The organism is Micromonospora sp. NPDC003776 (assembly GCF_053605645.1).
The window spans coordinates 1-1,736 of record NZ_JBSGJR010000892.1 but is presented as its reverse complement, the minus strand read 5'-3'; the positions used below and the strand labels follow the sequence as shown (position 1 = coordinate 1,736).

Here is a 1,736-nt window from a genome sequence, read left to right as displayed (position 1 = left end):
GGCCGCTGCCTGGTGCTGGCCGACGGGCCGCGCGGCGCGGCGCTGGTCGCGGCGCTGCGGGCCGCCGGTGACGACCCGGTGGAGGTACGCGCCGGCGACGCCTTCGCGGCCACCGGCACCGGATTCCAGCTGCGCCCCGGCGTGCGCGAGGACCATGACGCGCTGGTCGCCGCGCTCGGCGCCGACCTGCCGCGCCGGATCGTGCATGCCTACGCCCTGGACGGGGAGCCGGCCGGGACGGACATCGCGGCCGCCTGGGCCGCCCAGGACCGCGGCTTCTTCAGCGCGCTGCACCTGGTGCAGGCGCTCGCCGGGGCCGGCCTGACCGCCGACGAGGAGGGCATCAGCCTCGACCTGGTGACCGCCGGCATCGGCGACGTCCGGGGTGACGACCTGGTCCGGCCGGAGCACGCCACCCTGGCCGGCCTGGCCCGGGTGCTGCCGGTCGAACTGCCCGGCCTCGCCGTCCGGCTGATCGACGCGGACACCGCCGCGCGCGGGGTCGCCGCGCTGGTGGCCGAGCTGCGCGGCCCGGCCGATCCGGAGCACCCGGAGGTGGCGCTGCGCCGCGACCGGCGCTGGGTGGCCGGGTACGAGCAGGTCACCGTGGACGCCGAGGGCGAGCCGGGGACGCTGCGCGAGGAGGGCCGGTACCTGATCACCGGTGGCCTCGGCGGCATCGGCGTCACCCTGGCCGAGGACTTCGCCCGCCGGGCCCGCGCCAAGCTGGTGCTGCTGGCCCGCTCCGGCCTGCCCGAGCGGGACCGGTGGGACGAGCACCTGGCGGTGCACGGCGGCGCGGACCGGGCCGGCCGGGCGATCGCGGCGATCCGCCGGATGGAGGCGGCCGGCGCCGAGGTGCTGGTGCTCGCCGCCGACGTCACCGACCCGGCCGACCTGCGCCGGGTCCGCGAGACCGCCGAGGCCCGGTTCGGTGGGCTGGACGGCATCGTGCACGCCGCCGGCCTGCCCGGCGGGGGCATGGCCGAGATCAAGGAGCGGGCCGAGGCGGAGCGCGTGCTCGCCCCGAAGCTGGCCGGCACCCTCGCCCTCGCCCAGGTCTTCGGTGACCTGCCGCTGGACTTCGTGGCGCTCTGCTCCTCGATCACCGCGGTGATCGGCGGCTTCGGACAGGTCGACTACTGCGCCGCCAACAACTTCCTGGACGCCTGGGCGCGGGCGGGCGCGGGCTTCCAGGCGCCGGTGATGTCGCAGAACTGGGGCGGCTGGGCCGAGGTCGGCATGGCTGTGGAGACCAACGCCCCGGCCGCCTTCCGGGCCGTCGGCCGGGACACCGTGACCAGCCCGGTCGACCACCCGGTGCTCACCACGAAGGTGGCCGGTCCGGACGTCACCGTGCTGCACGGCCTGGTCTCCGCCAGCACCCACTGGCTGCTCGACGAGCACCGGATCGGCGGTGTGCCGGTGGTGCCCGGCACCGCCCACCTGGAGTCCGTGCGCGCCGCGGTGTCCGCCGCGCTGCCCGCCCCCGGGCCGGCGGCCGCGGTGGAGCTGCGCGACGTGGTCTTCCTGGAGCCGTTCTCGGTGCCGGACGGCACGGTCGCCCAGTACCGGGTCGAACTGGTCCCCAGCGAGGACGGCGTCGACTTCACCGTGGCCAGCCTCGCCGCCGGCCGGCTGCGTACCCACGTGCGGGGCGCCGCCTCCGGCATTCCAGCATCAAGGGCGAAGAAGGCGTGGCGGCAGGCCGCCCTTGCGCGGACATCGCACAATCG

General features: G+C 77.1%; 1 protein-coding gene. It reads left to right on the top strand.

Annotated features, from left to right (window positions below):
- Positions 1-1,736: SDR family oxidoreductase (locus tag ACWEVO_RS36145; protein WP_452311883.1), on the top strand; the 1,736-nt coding region annotated here is incomplete at both ends.